This window comes from Streptomyces sp. NPDC001728, assembly GCF_040297565.1.
Classification (GTDB): Bacteria; Actinomycetota; Actinomycetes; order Streptomycetales; family Streptomycetaceae; genus Streptomyces.
Window position 1 is genome coordinate 182,738 of sequence record NZ_JBEOZK010000011.1, and the last position, 17,578, is coordinate 200,315.

Here is a 17,578-nt window from a genome sequence, read left to right on the forward strand (position 1 = left end):
ATCGAGGCGGGCGCTACCAGCCGCTCCCGGCACTCGTCACGATCGTTCCCGCCGCTCCACCACACCCCGTACGTACGCCGCCTGCCCCGCGTGCTGGAGATCGTCCGCGATCACCGAGACCAGCCGGACACCCAGGGTGACCGGCGGATCCCAGGCGGTGTCGACGATCCGGTCCAGATCGGCGTTCGTCAGCGACCGCACCAGCTCCTCGGTCCGCGCGTGCACCGCGTCGTGATAGCCGAGCAGCAGCTCGCCCGGGGCCCGTACCGCCCCGACCTGGGCGCTCGTCTGGCCGTATCCGGTCGCCCGCTTCGGGAACGGCAGCCCGAACCGGTCCCGCCAGCCGTCCGCGTCCCAGAGCTGCTCCAGGCCGAACGCGTCCGCGAGGTGATCGTCCTGGACCCGGGTGAGGTGCCAGACGAGCCAGGCGACCGAGTTCGCGTCCGGATCGATCCGGGCGGCGAGCTCGTCGTCGGTGAGGCCGTCCACGGCCTCGTGGACGGCCTCCCGCACCCGTCCGAACGAGTCGGCCAGCAGACCGGCGCTGTTCATGGGGACTCCTTCCGGTGACTCACGAGGACCGCCCGCCGGGGGTCAGGAACGCTCCGCCCGCCACCGCTCGACCGCCGCGTCGACGTCGAACGGCCGCAGGTTCAGCGGAGGCCCGGCCGGCGGGCGCGCGAGGGCCTCGGCGATCTTCGTGTTGATCTCCCCGAGGATGCGGCGCACCTGGCTCTCCGAGACCGCCGCGGCCACCGCCGCCTCCGCGTCCTCGGCGGCCTTGCGCAGGGCCAGCGAGGGCGGCAGCACGGCCCCGCCCTCGCGGTGCATCTTGCCCTTGATCCACCACAGCTCGTCGTACGGGGCCCGGTCGTCGGAGAGCGGCTTCCCGAATCCCGGCAGGCTGCTGAACTCACCCCGCTCCGAGGCCTCGCGGATCTGCTTGTCCACGAACGACTCGAAGCTCACTCCCGGCGGTTTGCGTTCGGTCATGTGTCCAGACTACGTAAACACTTCGGAACGGGTGTGGTGTTCGCCGACTACTGCGGTACGAGATCTTCCGGCACGCTGTGGTCCGTTCAACGCGCGTCGACCCAGTCGAGATCCCGTTCCCCGGCCCTGTACTCCCGGGCCCCACACCCCGTACCGGAGGACGTATGCGTGCCCGGATCACCCCGCTCGGCACTCTGCTCGCGCTCGTCGCGGGCCTGCTCACCGCGCTCGTCACCACGACCCCCGCCCAGGCCGCGCCCCTCTTCAAGGCGCCCTACCCCTGCGGCCAGACCTGGACCTACAGCCACCACTCCGCCGAGGTCCGCCAGGCCCTCGACTTCATCCGCTCCGACGGCGGCACCACCGCCGGCACCCCGGTCCTCGCCTCGGCGTCCGGCACCGCCTACCGCTACTCCCAGCCGGACGGCGCGGGCAACTACATCGCGATCGAGCACGGCGGCGGCTGGAAGACGTACTACTTCCATCTCAACGCCTACTCGGTGGCCAACGGCGCCACGGTCTCCCAGGGCCAGCAGATCGGCACCACCGGCAGCACGGGCAACAGCTCCGGCGCCCACATCCACTACGAGCAGCTCTACAACGGCGTCGGCCAGCCCATCGCGATCAACGGCGCCTCCCTCGCCCCCTACCCCGGCTCCTACGGCTCCAAGTCTCTGACCAGCGACAACGGCTGCTCGGGCGGGGGCGGCGGAAAGTACTGGGTCGACACCTTCGCCAACGCCACCGGATACGCCCAGGCGAACACGAACGACCCGCAGGGCGTGCTGAACGCGGGCACGAACTACGTCTCCTGCAAGGTCTGGGGCGAGGAGGTGCGCGGCGGCTCCGGCAGCTACAACCACTGGTGGCTGAGGACCGACCTGGACACCGTCTACGCCGGGAAGAACGGTCGCGGCGCGTACGTCTCCGCGTACTACCTGTCCCGCTGGGGCAACGACGAGGCCCGCGACAACAACGGCACGGTCATCCCCGACTGCTGACCGGCCCGCCCCGCCCGCCGACCGGCCCGCCCCGCCCCGCCCGGAATAGGGCAGGAGCCCCGCTCGTGCCCGAGGGCACGGAGCGGGGCTCCTTGGGTACTGCTCTAGTCGTGCGTGTTCGCCGACCCAGGCACCTTAGGCCGGGGAGACGTTCTCCGCCTGCGGGCCCTTCGGGCCCTGCGTGACGTCGAAGGTCACGAGCTGGTTCTCCTCGAGCGAACGGAAGCCGTTCGCGTTGATCGCGGAGTAGTGGACGAAGACATCCGGGCCGCCGCCGTCCTGGGCGATGAAGCCGAAGCCCTTTTCAGCGTTGAACCACTTCACGGTTCCGGTAGCCATGAGCCCTCCTATGGGCCAAAGGGTCGCCCTGCTCCAGAACCTGCAAACAAGTCTGAAAACTACAAAAGCCTGCGGGTCACATGCTCCGCAGGCTCTGTACTGCAAGGGAAACCAAACTGCAACTTGCGTTGAGCGTAGCACGCAGGAAGCTCAGAACGGTAGAGGGAAAGATCACGTCACCCGCATGGTCTGATCTTGCTCCGCGTGCTGACGCGCGTGCCCCGGCGATGCCCACGGGACGAGACGGGTCTAGCCTCGCGATGTGGACAATGCAACCGACGACCAGCAGCGCAGCCGGCCCCGCGTCGGGCACATCCAGTTCCTGAACTGCCTCCCCCTCTACTGGGGTCTGGCCAGGACCGGAACGCTTCTCGATCTGGAGCTCACGAAGGACACCCCGGAGAAGCTCAGCGAGCGGCTCGTCCGCGGGGACCTCGACATCGGACCCATCACCCTCGTCGAGTACCTCCGCAACGCGGACGACCTCGTCGCCCTCCCCGACATCGCCGTCGGCTGCGACGGACCCGTCATGTCCTGCGTGATCGTCTCCCAGCTGCCGCTGGAGGACCTGGACGGGGCGCGCGTCGCGCTCGGTTCGACCTCCCGCACCTCCGTACGCCTCGCGCAGCTGCTCCTCGCCGAGCGGTACGGGGTGGCGCCCGACTACTACACGTGCCCGCCGGACCTCGGCCTGATGATGCAGGAGGCGGACGCCGCCGTCCTCATCGGCGACGCCGCCCTCCGGGCCTCGCTGCACGACGCGCCCCGGCTCGGCCTCCAGGTCCACGACCTGGGGCTGATGTGGAAGGAGTGGACGGGCCTCCCCTTCGTCTTCGCCGTCTGGGCGGCCCGCAAGGACTACCTGGCGCGCGAGCCGGAGACCGTCCACGAGGTCCACCAGGCCTTCCTGGCCTCGCGGGACCTCTCCCTGGAGGAGGTCGCCAAGGTCGCGGAGCAGGCCGCCCGCTGGGAGACCTTCGACGCGGAACTCCTGGAGCGGTACTTCCGGACGCTCGACTTCCGCTTCGGTCCCGAGCAGCTCGCCGGAGTCCGCGAGTTCGCCCGCCGCACCGGCCCCACGACCGGCTTCCCGGCGGACGTCACCGTCGAACTCCTCCCGCCCGAGCGCCGCTAGGACTCGCGCCGCCAGGACTCGCGCCGCCAGGACGCACGCCGGTCCGGCACCGGGGGCTGGAGCCAGTGGCTGATCCAGGCGATCGAGCCCGCCTCCAGCCCCCGGATGTAGGTCCGGGCGTTGTGCCCGCCGTCCGGTATCACCTGGAGCCGGGTCTTCACCGGACCCTTGGTGTACCGGTGGATGAACCGCCGTACGTCCGGCGCGATCCCGGTCTCCCGCGAGCCCAGCTGGAACGCCAGGTACACGTCGTTCGCCGGCGTGTCCGGCCGCCGGACGAGCCGACTCGCGAGCCGCCCCGGGTCGTTCGCCCGCCGCGCCGCCTCGTGCCCCCGCCACAGCGGCGAGTCCGGAACCGTGTCCGGCCCCGAGGCGATGACGGCCTTGAACCGGTCCGGATGCTGGAGCACCGACTTCAGCCCGACGAAGCCGCCCGAGGACGAGCCCATGAACGCCCAGCCGTCCCGCGAGGCGAACGTCCGGAAATTCGCCCGGACGAAATCCGGTACGTCCTCCGCGACCCAGGTCCCCATTCTCGGCTGCCCCGGAATATCGCTTCCGTCGTAGTAGTGGTCGAAGTCCGGGTTGAGGACCGGCATCACGACGATGAACGGAAGGCTCTTTCCCTCCCGGGACCACCGCGAGATGCCCGACTGGAGTCCGAGATCCGTACCCATCCAGTAATTCACCGGATATCCGTGTCCGCCCGGCAGCGCCTCAAGGACGGGGAACCCGCTGTGCGCGTACGCCGGGTCGAAATACTGCGGAGGCGCCCACACCCACACCTTGCCCGTGAAACCGGACTTCCGGCCCCGCAGCGTCGCCACCCCGATACGGGTGCCGTCCTCCACCTCCCCGGCGACCGCGAACCGCGCCCGGGGGCCGCGCGGATAGACCGTCACGGGCTGCCCCGGCGCCGCCTTCGGCCCCGAGGTCGGCCCGCCGAACATGAACGGCTCGTCCTTGCCGTCGTCGCAGCCGCCCAGCAGGGAGAGCGGGACGGCGAGCGCCAGGCCCGCGGCGAGGGAGCGGACGACGGCGGCCGGGCGGGGCCTCCAGGACGGGCGGGACCTCCAGGGCGTGCGTGCCATCGGGCGACTCCGGTTCGTTCAGGGCAGATCGGGTGATTCCGAAGGAGGAGAGGGGCGCGGAGCCCGGAAGGTTGCCCTGGCGTACGCTGGTTCTGACTCCTCAGAACCCCTCCGAAAGGGACACACCCGGTGACCGAGAAGGCCGAACTCACGTCGACTGATGTCGCAGCCGTTCTCGACCGCGCTGCCGCGGGCGGCCGGATCACCCCGGAGGAGGCGCTCGACCTCTACCGCTCGGCGCCGCTCCACGCGCTGGGCGCCGCCGCCGACGCGGTCCGCCGCCGCCGGTACGCGGGAACCGAGCACATCGCGACGTACATCATCGAGCGGAACATCAACTACACGAACGTCTGTGTGACGGCGTGCAAGTTCTGTGCCTTCTACGCGGCCCCCAAGGACACGAAGAAGGGCTGGACCCGCGACCTCGACGACATCCTGCGCCGCTGCGCGGAGACCGTCGAGCTCGGCGGCACCCAGATCATGTTCCAGGGCGGCCACCACCCCGACTTCGGCGTCGAGTACTACGAGCAGCACTTCGCCGCCATCAAGGCCGCGTACCCGCAGCTGGTCATCCACTCCCTCGGCGCGTCCGAGGTCGAGCACATGGCCCGGATCAGCGGGGTCTCCGTCGAGGAGGCCATCACCCGGATCCACGCCGCAGGCCTCGACTCCTTCGCGGGCGCCGGCGCCGAGCTGCTGCCCGCGCGGCCCCGCAAGGCCATCGCCCCGCTCAAGGAGAGCGGCGAGCGCTGGCTGGAGATCATGGAGATCGCCCACAAGCTGGGCGTCGAGTCCACCTCCACCATGCTGATGGGCACCGGCGAGACCAACGCCGAGCGGATCGAGCACCTGCGCATGATCCGTGACACGCAGGACCGGACGGGTGGCTTCCGGGCCTTCATCCCGTACACGTACCAGCCCGAGAACAACCACCTCAAGGGCCAGACGCAGGCCACCCTCTTCGAGTACCTGCGCATGATCGCCATCGCCCGGCTGTTCCTCGACAACGTCGCCCACATCCAGGGCTCCTGGCTGACCACCGGCAAGGAGGTCGGCCAGCTCTCCCTGCACTACGGCGCCGACGACCTGGGCTCGATCATGCTGGAGGAGAACGTCGTCTCCTCCGCCGGAGCCAAGCACCGCTCCAACCGCCTGGAGATCATCGACCTGATCCGCAAGGCGGGCCGCGTCCCGGCGCAGCGCGCGACCACGTACGAACACCTGGTCGTCCACGACGACCCGGCGAACGACCCGGTCGACGAGCGCGTCGTCTCGCACCTCTCGTCCGTCGCGATCGAGGGCGGCACGGCCCACCCCGAGCTGAAGCTCCTCGACGCCAACTGAGGCCGAAGGTGCTGACCCTCCACGCCGCAGAGGCGTCACCCGAGACCGCCGTCCTCGTCGACGGCGCGTACATCGCCGCCGTCGGACCGTACGAGGAACTGGCCGCCGCCCACGAGGACGCGCGGCTGCGGCTGTGGCCGGGCATCATCACGCCCGGCCTGCTCAACCCGTACGGGCCCGAACTGCTCGAAGCCACCTACCACCCGGACCCCCGCGAGGCCGAGGAGTTCGGCACCCAGCCGATCCACGGCGAGCGGGCCCGGGAGATCCTCGACGCCTACCCCGTGAGGGCCGGCGCCTCCGCCCGGCGCGGAGTGCAGCGGCTGCTCGCGCTCGGGATGGTCGCCGTCGGCGGAGAACTGCGCAGCAGGGCCGCGCAGGACGCGGTGCGCAGGGCCGGACTCGTCATCGGGCGGCGCCCCGCCACGATGCCCGGACCGCCCTCCCTCGCGCCGAGGCCACTCGTCCTGCTGCCCCGTCTGGCGCCCGGCGGCCCGGCACGGTTCGCCGTCTTCGACGTCCCCGACCGGGCGGCGCTGGTCCGCCTGGGCCCCGCCACCTGCGTGGCGACCGTCCTCGGCGGCCGACTGGTCTTCCGCCGCCGGTAACCCCCCCGTCCGGGCTCAGCCGCCCCTGACCGGCGCGCCCTTCTTCTGCACCGGGTACGCGTCCGCGTACCTGAGCAGATCGGTGAAGCGGGGGTCGCGCACCACGGCCAGCAGCTGGTCCGGCGTCACCGGCGCCGACGCCCCGGCCGAGGGGTCGACGGAGAGCAGCACGCTGCTCCCGCCGTACCGGGTGACGACCATGGACCCCAGGGTCTCCGGCCGGTTCACGGCCATCCCGTACACCTGGGCGGTCCTGCCCCCGTCCAGAGCGACCTTCTCGCAGGTCGTCCGCTTCGACGGGACGTTCCGGCACTCCTGGAGGCGCTCGCCCTCCGCCGGACGGACCGACAGCTTCACCGGGAAGGTCGTGCCGCCGGCCGTGATCCGGTACGAGGACACCTCGTCCGCGACCGGCCGTACGTCCGCGACGGACGCCGGGAGCAGCTCGTCGAGCAGCGCCGACACCTGCTGCTGGAACTGGGCGCGGCGCGCGCCCTCCTCGGTGGAGACCTTCTCCGGCGGGGTCTGCCCCGGAGTCGGCTCGACCCGCACCGGCGTGTGGTACGCCGAGGGAAAGGCCGCCGGAGGCGCCGCCGGCATGGCGACACCGGGGTCCGCACCGGGCAGCAGGGTCAGCCCGAGCGCGGCGGCGGTGACCGTGCCGAAGACACCTCCGGCGACGGTGAGCCGGGCCCGCGCACGGCGTCTGCGGCCCTGCCGCACGGCGACGGGCACGAGGTCGGGAAGGGGGGGAAGCTCCTGGGCCGTGCGGTCCATGGCACGGCGGAGCATGGTTGCGTCGTCCACTCGGGGTGCCTCAGCTTCCGATGGAGTGGTGGAGGTGGGGATCGGCGGCGTAGAGGTGTGCGTCGCCCAGCTGGTCCCGGAGCCGGGCCAGTGAGCGCGAGCACTGGCTTTTGACCGTCGCCTCGCTGCAGCGCAGGAGCGAGGCGACGGTCTCCACACTCAGGTCCTCCCAGTACCTCAGGACGACCATGGCGCGGGCTCTGGGCGGGAGCTCGGCGAGCGCGGCGAGCAGCGTGACCCTGAGGTCGGGCTGCTCGGTGGTCCGCGCCGGGCCGAGCCCGCCGGTCTTGGTGAAGGCGAGCAGATCGCGCAGGCGGCGCCGCCGCTCGGCCAGGAACGTGCGGGTGAGCACGGTCTTGGCGTAGGCGTGCGGATGCTCCGCCGCCCCTGCCCGCCGCCAGTGCTGGAAGAGCTTGGCGAGGGTGGTCTGTGTGAGGTCGCGGGCGGTCTCCGCGTCCCCGCACAGCAGGTACGCGGTGCGGTACAGCCGCGTCTGCGCGGACCGGGCGAACTCCTCGAACCCGATGTCCGAGCCAAGCGGTGACGGCATCTCGTTCCCTTCGTCAGCACTGTCACCCTTCCCTGAGCGCGCTCGCCGGGAAAAGGTTGAAGCAGGTCCGGGAAAATCCTCCGGGGGCCGGGGCCGGTCCCCGCCCGCCAGGGGGGCGGCTGCCACAATGGCCGGGTGAGCCGAGCATCCCTGGACAAGCAGCCGCACGAAGTCGCCTCGATGTTCGACGCCGTGGCGGCGAACTACGACGTCACCAACGACGTCCTGTCCCTCGGGCAGGACCGGCGCTGGCGCAAGGAGGTCGCGAAGGCCGTCGACGCGCGGCCCGCGCAGAAGGTCCTCGACCTGGCCGCGGGCACGGCGACCTCGTCGCAGCCCTTCGTGCGCGCCGGCGCGTACGTCGTCCCGTGCGACTTCTCCCTGGGCATGCTGCGGGTCGGCAAGCGCAACCACCCGTGGATGCCGTTCACGGCGGGCGACGGCACGAAGCTGCCGTTCCGCGACGACGTCTTCGACGCCGTCACCATCTCCTTCGGGCTGCGGAACATCCAGGACACCGACGCGGCGCTGCGCGAGCTGTACCGGGTGACGAAGCCGGGCGGCCGGGTCGTCATCTGCGAGTTCTCGCACCCCACCTGGAAGCCGTTCAGGACCGTGTACGAGGAGTACCTGATGCGCGCGCTGCCGCCGGTGGCCCGCGCCGTCTCCTCCAACCCCGACGCGTACGTCTACCTCGCCGAGTCCATCCAGACCTGGCCGGACCAGCCCGCCCTGGCCGGCCTGCTCCGCAAGGCCGGCTGGTCGAAGGTGGCGTACCGCAACCTGACGGGCGGCATCGTCGCCCTGCACCGCGGTCTCAAGGCCTGAGCCCACCCCCGCGAACCCCCGCAATAGACTTCGACCAGCCCCTTTCCTCGACCCCTTCGGGAGATCCGCCGTGACCGAGCAGCCCCTCTCCGAGCACAGCGCTGATGTGATCGTCGTCGGGGCGGGCCCGGCCGGCTCCACCACGGCCTACTACCTGGCGAAGGCCGGACTCGACGTCCTCCTCCTGGAGAAGACGGCGTTCCCCCGCGAGAAGGTCTGCGGCGACGGGCTCACCCCGCGCGCCACCAAGCAGCTCGTCTCCATGGGCATCGACATCTCCGAAGAGGCCGGCTGGCTGCGGAACAAGGGCCTGCGGATCATCGGCGGCGGGGTGCGCCTCGAACTCGACTGGCCCGAGCTGGCCTCGTACCCGGACTACGGTCTGGTCCGCAAGCGCGACGACTTCGACGAGCAGCTGGCCCGGCAGGCGCAGAAGGCCGGCGCCCGGCTGTACGAGCGCTGCAACGTCGGCGCGCCGGTCATCGACGATCGTACGGGCCGGATCACCGGCGTCCACGCCAAGCTGGGCGAGGAGAAGCGCGAGGTCACCTTCCACGCGCCGCTCGTCGTCGCCGCCGACGGCAACTCCACCCGGCTCTCCCTCGCGATGGGCCTGCACCGGCGCGAGGACCGGCCGATGGGCGTCGCCGTCCGGACGTACTTCACCTCGCCCCGGCACGACGACGACTACCTGGAGTCGTGGCTGGAGCTGTGGGACCGGCGCGGCGCGGAGGACCGGCTGCTGCCCGGCTACGGCTGGGTCTTCGGCATGGGCGACGGCACGTCCAACGTCGGCCTCGGCATCCTGAACTCCTCGAAGGCCTTCCGCGAGCTGGACTGGCGCGAGGTCCTCAAGGCCTGGTGCGCCTCGATGCCGGAGGACTGGGGCTTCACCCCGGACAACATGACGATGCCGATCCGGGGCGCCGCCCTCCCGATGGCCTTCAACCGCCAGCCGCACTACACCCGGGGCCTGCTGCTCGTCGGTGACGCGGGCGGCCTGGTCAACCCCTTCAACGGCGAGGGCATCGCGTACGCCATGGAGTCCGGCCAGATCGCGGCCGACGTCATCGTCCAGGCGCACGCGCGTGCGACCCCCGCCCAGCGCGAACTGGCCCTGCGGAACTACCCGCAGGTCCTCAAGGACACCTACGGCGGGTACTACACGCTGGGCCGCGCCTTCGTGAAGCTCATCGGCAACCCGAAGGTCATGAAGATCGCGACCCAGCGCGGACTGACGCACCCGCTCCTGATGAAGTTCACGCTGAAGATGCTGGCCAACCTGACCGACCCGACGGGCGGCGACGCGATGGACCGGATCATCAACGGTCTGTCGAAGGTGGCGCCGAAGGCCTGATCGCCGTCAGGCGCAGCTCTTGACGGCGGCGAACCGCCGCGTCACGGAGGGCCGGGGGACGATCGCGCGGGGTTCCGCGCCGATGCCCGGTCCGTCGTGACGGCAGAGACGGCACGGCCAGACCGTCTCGGTGAGCAGGGCGAGCAGATGGAGCTGGGCGCGCGACAGGCCGCCCAGCTTCTCCCGCATGTTGGTGACGTGGAACTTGACGGTGCGCTCGGTGATGCCGAGGTACTCGGCGAGGTCCGTGTTGGACTCTCCACCGGGCATCGCCGACAGGACCTCGATCTCGCGGTCCGTCAGCAGGTCCAGATGGCGCACGGCGGTGGTGACCGGATTGATCCGGGCCGCCCGTGTCTCGCCCTCACCTAATCCTGGTCCGCAGTACGGGCAGTGACGAAGCATGTGTCCCCCCCAGAGACGGCGTTCGTTGGACGTGGTGCGAGGGAACCGACCTCGGTTCCTCCCGGGAACGGTAACCGGATCGCCTCACGAAAGGTTGCCCGCGGCGGCGGGACGGGACGTCCCAGGGACGTCCCGGCGGCCGGAAAACGCCGTCGGGCTCCCGTCGCGAAATGCGCGGGAGCCCTCTCGGTGTCGTGCCGCGCGGGTCAGCCGGCCGCGGCGGCTGCCAGCCGCAACCGCTCGTCGAGCTCGGTCTTCGCCTGGTTGAGCGCCTCGGCGTTCTGCTCGATGCTCCGCTTCTGGTAGGCGCTCTCGACGGTGAACCAGATGCCGACGAGGTTGGCCTTTTCCTTACAGGCGACGTCCTGCTTGGCGGCGGCGACGGCCCGGGGACTCCCGTAGCTGTTGGGGTCGAGCTTCAGGTCGCTCTGCGGGCTGACGGGCTCGTCCACCTTGTAGCCCTTCTCCGCCATGCAGGCGGACCAGGCCTTCACCGCGGCGACGACCCGGGAGTCCTCACGGGAGCGGGAGTTGGCGTCCATCACCATGTTGGTGACGAACATGCTGTCCATCGTGCCCTTCTTCGGCGCGTAGACCGTGAGGTAGCCCTCGCGGAGACAGCCGCCGACGGGCACCTTCTTCCCGGCGAGGGTCTTGCCGCTGTCCACGGTCGCGGACTCCTCCAGGCTCATCGGCTGGGGGCCCTTGTGCTCGGGGCCGTTGAGCGCGAGCCGGCCGCTCTCGCTCAGCGTCTGGACGGCCGGCTTGGCGGGTGTCCCGGCGCCCCGGTTCGGGGTGTAGCCGTAGCGGGCGGCGACGGTGGCGTCGGTCAGGCCGTAGCGCCGGGAGTCGGCGGACCGGCCGCCGGGGGAGGGCGACAGGGGCAGCTCGTACGAGAATCCGAAGCGGGTCATGCAGTCGCTGGTCACCCGGGCCTGGGCCCGCTCCAGCGTGCGGCGCTGCTCGTCGGTGGTCGCGTAGCCGTCGAGCGGGAAGGAGAGCCCGGTCGTCGACAGCAGCCGGGGGACCGTCCCGATCTCCGGCTCCTTCGCGGAACCGCCGCCACCACCACCGGACTCGGAGGAACAGGCGGTGAGGAGCGCGGCGCTCAGCAGGAGGACGGTCGCGCGAGCGGCGAGTGGACGCATGGGGCTGCTCCAGGGGCGGGTGCGTGTCTACCATGGGAGCAGCCGTTGCTCTGCCCGCCTCATTCGGGCGGAGCAACGGCTGCCTTGGTGGTGCGTGCCGGAGTCGGAGAACTACACCGGCGGTTCAGCTGGTGGTGCGGACCCTGGGGATCAACGGGCCTTGTAGTGGTACGCGGAGGAGATCTGGTTCTTGAACGTCGCGGAGGCGTTGCCGACGTAGCCGGGGGGCAGGCTGCCCTCGACGCCGCCCGCGTACGCGTCGGTGTAGACCCACCACGTCAGGGAGTCGGCGTTGTAGTACGACGCGGTGTTGTCGTTCACCTTCTGGCCGGCGCCGTTGCCGGGGCCCGGGAACCAGTCGTCGTCGAAGTTGTCGTCCGCGACGTAGAGGTCGAAGACGGCACCGGCCTGGTTCGAGTTGTAGAACAGGCCGAACTCGCCGCTCTCCAGGTAGCCGTTCTTGCCGGTCGCGGCCGAGGCCGAGCCGGCGGTGGCGAGCGCGCCGGCGCCGATGGCGACGAGTGCGACGGCCGTGGCGGCCACGCGACGGAGTGCAGTGCGCTGCATGTCGATGCCTTTCACATAGCTGTTGCTGAGGGGTTCGTTGTGGCCCGGAGTGGGCCGGTCTCCATACGAACATCGCCAACTCCACCGCGTCCACTGTCCGTTGAGACAGTTACCGGTGCGGCGCCGCCGGGCTATCCTCGGCCTTGTCGAGGTGCCCGCCGGGCGCCGGAGACCCACCGCGCGGAGGCCTTGCACGTGGCGTAGCGCAACGCCGCGTCGGCCTCCTCACGCGCGTTCCCAAGAGACGCCCCGTGACGGGGGACTCCCCGTCGGAAGGACCGTTCTGATGAGACGCCTCATGGCCGTTCCCGTGCTGATCCTCGCCCTCGGGCTCGGGGGGTGCTCAAGCGACGGGGACAGCGCAGCCCGGTCCGGTCCGAGCACCGGCACCACCTCCGCCCCTTCGTCCGCCCCCTCCTCCGCCCCTTCGTCCGGCGGTCCTTCCGCCGGGGCCTCGCAGGGCGCCGGAGTCTGGGGCGCGTACTACGACTGCCTGGGCGCCCAGGGGCTCAAGCTCCAGGACCGCGAGGGCGGGGAGAAGCGCGTCGACAAGGACGCCAACACCGCCGAGCAGATCACCGCGGCCGAGAAGGCGTGCGCCCCGAAGGTGCCCGCCAGGCCGAAGGCCGACCCGGCCCGGCTCGCGGTGGCCCAGAAGATGTCCGCCTGCATGCGGGAGAAGGGCGTCACCGACTACCCCGACCCCGACCCCGCCACCGGCTCCGTACCGCTGACCGGCACCCTCGCCGACCGGATGAAGAGCGACGCCAAGGTGATCGCGGCTCTGAAGGCGTGCGCGCCCACGGCAGGAGGCGGCAACGGCGGGACGGTCGTCGGTGGCTGACGACACCCCGGCCGCTGACGCCGAGACCGCGGCCGACCACCGCGCCTCCGGCGGCGACACCGTGAGCGCGAAGGACACCCGGACCCCCGGCCGCGACGCCGGGGCCGTCCGGATGTCCCGGCGCCGCTTCTGGGTCGCCGCCCTCGTCGCGGGCGCGGTCGCCCTGACCGGCGCCGGAGTGGCGGCCACCTCGCTGATCCGGTCGCCCGCCCAGGTCGCCGCCGACGCCGAACCGCCTCCGCAGGACGTACTGATCGCCCGGGTCGAGAACCGGGTCCTCGCGGAGACCGTCGTCCTGCGCGGCACCGTCGTGGCCGGCCAGACCATCCAGGTCGCCCCCGTCTCCGCCGGCGGCGAGGGCGGCGCCGCCCCCGTGATCACCAAGGTCTCCGTCAAGAGCGGGGACGCGGTGCGCTCGGGCAAGGTGCTCCTGGAGATCTCCGGCCGGCCCGTCTTCGTACTGCCCGGCGCCCTGCCCGTGTACCGGGACCTCAAGCCCGGCGCCACCGGCGACGACGTGAAGCAGCTGCAGACCGCGCTCGCCGCCCTCGGCCACGGCCGCGGCGGCGACGCCAAGGGCACCTTCGGCCCCGGCACCAAGGACGCGGTCGAGGAGTTCTACGCCTCCGTCGGCTACGACCCCCGGCCCGCCGTCGACGACGACGGCGCGGCCGTGGACGGCGCCAAGGCCGCCGTCACCGGCGCCGAACGGGCCGCCGTCGACGCCCGCGACGCGCTCGCGGCCAACACCGACGACGCCCAGAGGAAGCAGCTCAAGAAGGCGCGCGACCGGGCCGCCGAGGACCTGGACGCCGCCCGCCTGACACTGGAGAAGGCCGAGGCCGCCGCCGGTCCGATGGTCCCGGCGGCCGAGGTCGTCTTCGTACGGGCCTTCCCGGCGCGGGTCGCCACCGTCACCGCACGGCCGGGGGCGCAGGTCTCCGGCACGGCGATGACCCTCTCCTCCGGCAGGCTGATGGCCCAGGGCTATCTCCAGGACCACCAGAAGGGCCTGGTCCGCGCCGGACAGAGGGTGCGGATCCTCGCCGAGACGACCGGGCAGGAGACGACGGGCCGGGTGGTCTCGGTGGCCGGCACCCCCAGCAGGGAGCAGGACCAGCAGCCGGGTTCCGGCTCGGGGGCCTCCGGCTCCGGCGGGAACGACACCAACGGCGGGGGAGGGGACGGCGCCCAGGGCAACGGCTCCGTCGGCTACCTCTTCACCGTCGAACCCACCCGCGAACTCCCCTCCGGGCTCGCCGACCAGGAGGTGCGCCTCACCATCGAGGCCGCCTCCACCGACGGCAAGGCCCTGGTCGTCCCGGTCACGGCCGTCTCCGCGGGCGTGGACGGCCGGACGGTCGTCACCACGGTCGACGGCACCGGCCGACAGGAGCGCGTCGAGGTGCGGACCGGCACGACCGGCGACGGATTCGTCGAGGTCGTCCCCGTCACCTCCGGGGCGCTCAAGGAGGGCGACGAGGTGGTCACCGGGGTGAACCCGGGCGTGGCGTCGGGGAAGTCCCAGGGGTCGCCGTGAGCGATCAGGACGTCCCGGTCATCGAGTTCCGCGCGGTGAGCCTGACCTACCCGGGCCCGCCGCCCGTCGCCGCCCTGAGGCCGTGCGAACTGACCGTACGGAAAGGGGAGTTCATCACGGTCGTCGGGCCGTCCGGATCGGGCAAGTCGACCTTCCTGAACGTCGCCGGACTGCTCGACGCCCCCACCGGCGGCACCTACCTCCTGGACGGCATCGACACGGCCGAGCTGCGCGACGGGGACCGTACGGCCCTGCGCGGGCGGCGGATCGGCTTCGTCTTCCAGTCCTTCCACCTGCTGCCGCACCGCAGCGCCACCGAGAACGTCATGCTCTCGATGGTCTACTCGGCGGTGCCCCGGGCCGAGCGCCGGGCCCGTGCCCGTACCGCCCTCGAACGGGTGGGCCTCGGCCACCGGGCCGACGCGCTGCCCGGCCGGCTGTCCGGCGGCGAACGCCAGCGGGTGGCCATCGCCCGCGCCCTGGCCGGCCGCCCCTCGCTGCTGCTCTGCGACGAGCCGACCGGCAACCTCGACTCCGACAACGCGGGATCGGTCCTCGACCTCCTCGGCGAACTGCACGCGTCCGGGATGACCATCCTCGTGATCACCCACGACGCGGAGGTGGCCGAACGCGGCCAGCGCACGGTGACCATCCGCGACGGGGTGCTGAGCGAGCCCGTGACGGAGGCGACAGCGTGAGCCGATCCTCCCGGGGCGAACGGCCCCGCAGGCGGAACCGGGTGGTCGAACCCTCCCGGCTGGCGGCCCGTGACGTCCTCGCCGAGGCCGTCGCCGGCATGCTCCAGCGCCCCGGCCGCTCGGTGCTCACCGCGCTCGGCACCGTACTCGGCGTCGGCACCTTCGTGGCGATCCTCGGGCTGACCGCCACCACCTCCTCGCAGATCGACGCGCGGTTCAACCTGCTGACGGCCACCGAGGTGACCGTCGAGGACGTGGCCCGCGAGCAGAACGAGTTCGCCGATCCCGCCTTCCCGGCCGACGCGGACGCCCGCATCGAACGGCTCGGCGGCGTCGAGGACGCCGGTGTCTACTGGACCGTCCGCCTGGAACCCGGCACGGCCGTCCGCTCCGCACCGGTCGGCGACGGTGGGGGCAGCGAGCGGATCGAGGTCGTCGCGGCGTCCCCCGGAGCGCTGCGCGCGGCGGCGCCGACCCTCGCCCAGGGCCGGCTGTACGACGAGTTCACCTCCAGGTCCGGGCAGCCTGTCGCGGTGCTCGGCAGATCGGTCGCGGCCCGGCTCGGCATCACCACCCTGGAGACCCGCCCCGCGGTGTTCATCGGCGACGAGCCCTTCACGGTCGCCGGGATCATCGACGACGTGCAGCGCAGGGCCGATGTCCTGATGTCGGTGACCGTGCCGAGAACGACCGCCGAGAAGCTGTGGGGACCGCCGCAGCAGGGCGACGCCAAGATGCTCATCACGACGGCGACCGGCGCGGCCGGCCAGATCGCGCGGGAGGCGCCGGTCGCCCTGCGCCCGGACCACCCGGAGTACCTCAAGGCGATCCCCCCGCCGGACCCCAAGGCCCTGCGGGCGGGCGTGACCGACGACCTGGATCAGCTCTTCCTGCTGCTCGCGGCGATCTGTCTGGTGATCGGCGCCGTCGGGATCGCCAACACCACGCTCGTCGCGGTCCTCGAACGGACCGGGGAGATCGGCCTGCGGCGGGCCCTCGGCGCCAGAGGACGGCACATCACCGTCCAGTTCCTCACGGAATCAGGCGCTTTGGGAGCGATGGGCGGTCTCGTCGGCACGGCGCTCGGGGTGTCCACGGTCATCGCGGTGGCGCTGGTGCGCGACTGGACCCCGGTCATGCACACCGGGACGGTGATCGCGGCCCCGGCCGTCGGCCTGGTCACGGGAGTCGTCGCCGGGCTCTACCCGGCCTGGCGGGCCTCGCGGATCGAACCGGCCGAGGCGCTGCGCCGCTGACGACGGCGCCGCGGTCGCGGCTCCGCGGAAACGCCTCCGGACGCGCCGAAGGGCCGTCGCTCCCCCGAGGAGTGACGGCCCTTCGGCGCGAAGAGGGGTGGATCAGAGGATGCGGACGGCGCCCGAGGGGGTGTCCCAGTCCAGGGAGCGCTCGACGACGCCCGTCGAGGGGTTCTGCGCGCCGACGTACTTGCCGCCGCCCACGTAGATGGCCACGTGGTACGAACCGCTGCGGCTGCCCCAGTAGAGGACGTCGCCCGGCTGGAGGTTGCTCAGGGAGACCGAGGTGCCCCTGCTCGACTGGTCGCCGGAGATGCGGGGCAGGTCGATGCCGGCCGCGCGGTAGGCGGCCTGGACGAGGCCGGAGCAGTCCCAGGAGTTGGGGCCGGTGCCGCCCATGACGTACGAGTCGCCGATCTGGGCACGGGCGAAGGCCACGATCGCGGCGGCGGAGCCGGAGGGCGCCTGCGTGGTGGTCTCGCTGCTGCCGGCCGAGGAGCCGCTGTCCGAGGACGAGCCGTTGTCGTTCGACGAGCTCGTGGTGGAGAGCTGGGTGCGCGCGGTGTCGCGGGAGGCGCGCTCCGCGGCCTCGCGGCGCTCCTGCTCGGCCTTGAGGCGGGCCTTCTCGGCCTTCTCGGCGGCGGCCTTGCGGTCGGCCTCGGCCTTGGCCTTCTTGGCCTCCTGGGAGGCCTTGAGGAGGGCGGTGTTCTCCTGCGTGGCGAGGCTCTGGTCCAGAGCCTCCTGCTGGGAGGCCTCGGCGGAGGCGGCGACGGCACTGGCGAGGCCCGTGCCGGCGTCGAGCGAGCCGAGGGTGGGCATTTCGATGGTCTCGGTCACCGGCTCGGCCGAGGCCGGCCCGGCAGCACCGGCCACCGCGATGGTGCCGAGGACGCCACCGGCAACTCCGGCTCGCAGCGCGAGCTTCGAGGCGCTGCGGCGGGGCTTCCGGTGGCTGGGTATGTGAGCGGTGTGGGACATGGGAACAACCGCTATCAGGGCTTCAGGGTTCCCTTCAAGAAACGTGGGTTGCGCCACAGTTACGTTTGGAACCCGCGAATCCGCTTCCG

Annotated in this window: 20 protein-coding genes; 10 read left to right on the forward strand and 10 right to left on the reverse strand. The window is 71.8% G+C overall.

Features of this window, described 5'->3' with window-relative positions:
• Positions 1 to 36 precede the first annotated feature (36 nt).
• Entirely contained in the window at positions 37 to 552 is a 516-nt protein-coding gene (locus ABT154_RS18900) for a mycothiol transferase (RefSeq protein ID WP_351857965.1), read from the reverse strand.
• A gap of 42 nt (positions 553 to 594) precedes the next feature.
• Entirely contained in the window at positions 595 to 993 is a 399-nt protein-coding gene (locus tag ABT154_RS18905) for a DnaJ family domain-containing protein (RefSeq protein ID WP_351857966.1), read from the reverse strand.
• A gap of 164 nt (positions 994 to 1,157) precedes the next feature.
• Between ABT154_RS18905 and ABT154_RS18910 the strand changes: the two genes are divergently transcribed.
• Positions 1,158 to 1,994 carry a M23 family metallopeptidase gene (locus tag ABT154_RS18910; protein WP_351857967.1) on the forward strand — a complete coding sequence of 279 codons (837 nt, stop codon included), beginning with the start codon at positions 1,158 to 1,160 and terminating at the stop codon, positions 1,992 to 1,994.
• A gap of 135 nt (positions 1,995 to 2,129) precedes the next feature.
• Here ABT154_RS18910 and ABT154_RS18915 read toward each other — a convergent pair whose 3' ends face one another.
• Positions 2,130 to 2,333, reverse strand: a complete 204-nt coding sequence (locus ABT154_RS18915; RefSeq protein ID WP_015035453.1) for a cold-shock protein — start codon at positions 2,331 to 2,333, stop codon at positions 2,130 to 2,132.
• Positions 2,334 to 2,595: 262 nt separating this feature from the next.
• On the opposite strand from ABT154_RS18915, the gene ABT154_RS18920 reads away from it, so the two are divergent.
• Positions 2,596 to 3,468, forward strand: coding sequence for a menaquinone biosynthetic enzyme MqnA/MqnD family protein (locus tag ABT154_RS18920; protein ID WP_317877090.1), 873 nt, complete (start codon positions 2,596 to 2,598; stop codon positions 3,466 to 3,468).
• On the opposite strand, the gene ABT154_RS18925 is transcribed toward ABT154_RS18920, so the two are convergent.
• The gene (locus ABT154_RS18925) at positions 3,465 to 4,559 is read right to left on the reverse strand and encodes an alpha/beta hydrolase (RefSeq protein WP_351857968.1); all 1,095 of its coding nucleotides are present in this window, start codon (positions 4,557 to 4,559) and stop codon (positions 3,465 to 3,467) included. The genes ABT154_RS18920 and ABT154_RS18925 overlap by 4 nt on opposite strands.
• Before the next feature lie 129 nt (positions 4,560 to 4,688).
• Here ABT154_RS18925 and mqnC point away from each other — a divergent pair, with 129 nt between their 5' ends.
• A complete protein-coding gene (mqnC, locus tag ABT154_RS18930) occupies positions 4,689 to 5,903 on the forward strand; it encodes a cyclic dehypoxanthinyl futalosine synthase (protein WP_351857969.1) in 1,215 nt (404 codons plus the stop codon).
• Between the two features lie 8 nt (positions 5,904 to 5,911).
• Entirely contained in the window at positions 5,912 to 6,511 is a 600-nt protein-coding gene (locus ABT154_RS18935) for an imidazolonepropionase-like domain-containing protein (protein ID WP_351857970.1), read from the forward strand.
• A gap of 15 nt (positions 6,512 to 6,526) precedes the next feature.
• Here the strand turns inward: ABT154_RS18935 and ABT154_RS18940 are convergent, their stop codons facing one another.
• On the reverse strand, positions 6,527 to 7,318 hold the full coding sequence (locus tag ABT154_RS18940; RefSeq protein WP_351857971.1) for a hypothetical protein: 792 nt from the start codon (positions 7,316 to 7,318) through the stop codon (positions 6,527 to 6,529).
• A 10-nt stretch (positions 7,319 to 7,328) separates the two neighbouring features.
• Positions 7,329 to 7,868 carry a SigE family RNA polymerase sigma factor gene (locus ABT154_RS18945; protein WP_351857972.1) on the reverse strand — a complete coding sequence of 180 codons (540 nt, stop codon included), beginning with the start codon at positions 7,866 to 7,868 and terminating at the stop codon, positions 7,329 to 7,331.
• Between the two features lie 135 nt (positions 7,869 to 8,003).
• Here ABT154_RS18945 and ABT154_RS18950 point away from each other — a divergent pair, with 135 nt between their 5' ends.
• Complete coding sequence (locus ABT154_RS18950) at positions 8,004 to 8,696, forward strand: demethylmenaquinone methyltransferase (protein WP_351857973.1); 693 nt, start codon at positions 8,004 to 8,006, stop codon at positions 8,694 to 8,696.
• A 70-nt stretch (positions 8,697 to 8,766) separates the two neighbouring features.
• Entirely contained in the window at positions 8,767 to 10,053 is a 1,287-nt protein-coding gene (locus ABT154_RS18955; protein ID WP_351857974.1) for a geranylgeranyl reductase family protein, read from the forward strand.
• Between the two features lie 6 nt (positions 10,054 to 10,059).
• Here the strand turns inward: ABT154_RS18955 and ABT154_RS18960 are convergent, their stop codons facing one another.
• From ABT154_RS18960 to ABT154_RS18970, 3 genes are all read right to left on the reverse strand, one after another.
• Positions 10,060 to 10,458, reverse strand: coding sequence for a response regulator transcription factor (locus ABT154_RS18960; protein WP_317875154.1), 399 nt, complete (start codon positions 10,456 to 10,458; stop codon positions 10,060 to 10,062).
• A 206-nt stretch (positions 10,459 to 10,664) separates the two neighbouring features.
• Entirely contained in the window at positions 10,665 to 11,606 is a 942-nt protein-coding gene (locus ABT154_RS18965; RefSeq protein WP_351857975.1) for a hypothetical protein, read from the reverse strand.
• 150 nt (positions 11,607 to 11,756) lie between these two features.
• Positions 11,757 to 12,173: a peptidase inhibitor family I36 protein gene (locus ABT154_RS18970; protein WP_351857976.1), complete on the reverse strand. Its 417-nt coding sequence runs from the start codon at positions 12,171 to 12,173 to the stop codon at positions 11,757 to 11,759.
• 286 nt (positions 12,174 to 12,459) lie between these two features.
• Between ABT154_RS18970 and ABT154_RS18975 the strand changes: the two genes are divergently transcribed.
• The 4 genes from ABT154_RS18975 to ABT154_RS18990 are packed head-to-tail and all read left to right on the forward strand — an operon-like array spanning position 12,460 to position 16,511.
• Positions 12,460 to 13,017 (forward strand): hypothetical protein, encoded by a 558-nt coding sequence (locus ABT154_RS18975; RefSeq protein ID WP_351857977.1) that lies wholly within the window; start codon positions 12,460 to 12,462, stop codon positions 13,015 to 13,017.
• Positions 13,010 to 14,557: a peptidoglycan-binding protein gene (locus tag ABT154_RS18980; protein WP_351857978.1), complete on the forward strand. Its 1,548-nt coding sequence runs from the start codon at positions 13,010 to 13,012 to the stop codon at positions 14,555 to 14,557. Before ABT154_RS18975 ends, ABT154_RS18980 begins: the two co-directional genes overlap by 8 nt.
• Entirely contained in the window at positions 14,554 to 15,255 is a 702-nt protein-coding gene (locus tag ABT154_RS18985) for an ABC transporter ATP-binding protein (protein ID WP_351857979.1), read from the forward strand. Before ABT154_RS18980 ends, ABT154_RS18985 begins: the two co-directional genes overlap by 4 nt.
• Positions 15,252 to 16,511 (forward strand): ABC transporter permease, encoded by a 1,260-nt coding sequence (locus tag ABT154_RS18990; RefSeq protein WP_351857980.1) that lies wholly within the window; start codon positions 15,252 to 15,254, stop codon positions 16,509 to 16,511. The genes ABT154_RS18985 and ABT154_RS18990 overlap by 4 nt, the downstream gene beginning before the upstream one ends.
• Before the next feature lie 102 nt (positions 16,512 to 16,613).
• Here ABT154_RS18990 and ABT154_RS18995 read toward each other — a convergent pair whose 3' ends face one another.
• Entirely contained in the window at positions 16,614 to 17,489 is an 876-nt protein-coding gene (locus ABT154_RS18995) for a C40 family peptidase (protein ID WP_351857981.1), read from the reverse strand.
• Between the last annotated feature and the right edge of the window lie 89 nt (positions 17,490 to 17,578).